This window comes from Corallococcus sicarius (genome assembly GCF_003611735.1).
Classification (GTDB): Bacteria; Myxococcota; Myxococcia; order Myxococcales; family Myxococcaceae; genus Corallococcus; species Corallococcus sicarius.
This window is the reverse complement of sequence record NZ_RAWG01000731.1, coordinates 1-463: the sequence shown is the minus strand read 5'-3', so window position 1 is coordinate 463 and position 463 is coordinate 1. Positions and strand designations below refer to the sequence as shown.

The 463-nt window shown below is 54.9% G+C and carries 1 protein-coding gene; it reads left to right on the top strand.

Going from position 1 to position 463, the window contains the following annotated elements; all coding sequences use genetic code 11:
- The first annotated feature begins 160 nt into the window (after positions 1 to 160).
- Positions 161 to 445 carry a hypothetical protein gene (locus tag D7X12_RS41905; protein WP_120630599.1) on the top strand — a complete coding sequence of 95 codons (285 nt, stop codon included), beginning with the start codon at positions 161 to 163 and terminating at the stop codon, positions 443 to 445.
- Positions 446 to 463 lie beyond the last annotated feature (18 nt).

Genomic DNA, 463 nt, shown 5'->3' with positions numbered 1-463 from the left:
TCATTTAACTTTGAAATATTAACCCAACTTTCAGGTGCCGTTGACATGTGGGACCTAGCCAGCAGCAGTAATCAAATAGTTCATGTTTCATGGGACCCGGTCATCAGTGGCCCCACCGACGATGCATCCGTCCCCAATCGATCTCCTTCAGAGCCACCATATGGCGACGACCACGAAGCTCCCCCTGCCTGCCCGTAGTATTCTGGTCGCAGCTCGCGCGCTGGCCATGGTGGTCGCCGGTAGGCAAGTGCGGGGAAGCCGGGAATGCGAGTTCCTCAAACGCCTGCACGAGAGCCTCGCCGCCGACGGCAACCTGCAGCTCGCAGATGAATGCCCCGCCGCGGTGCTCCGGTATTTCTTCGGAATCCGCGGTATTTTGGACTTAAACTCGTTTTGGTTTCCGAATTTCTGCAGAAACTTACTGATTTTGGGGGAGGCGCTCTAATTCTATCCTGTATATGCA

Bases quoted from the DNA above. Each gene is read 5' to 3' on its own strand.
- D7X12_RS41905 (WP_120630599.1), top strand. From the start codon at position 161: ATGGCGACGACCACGAAGCTCCCCCTGCCTGCCCGTAGTATTCTGGTC.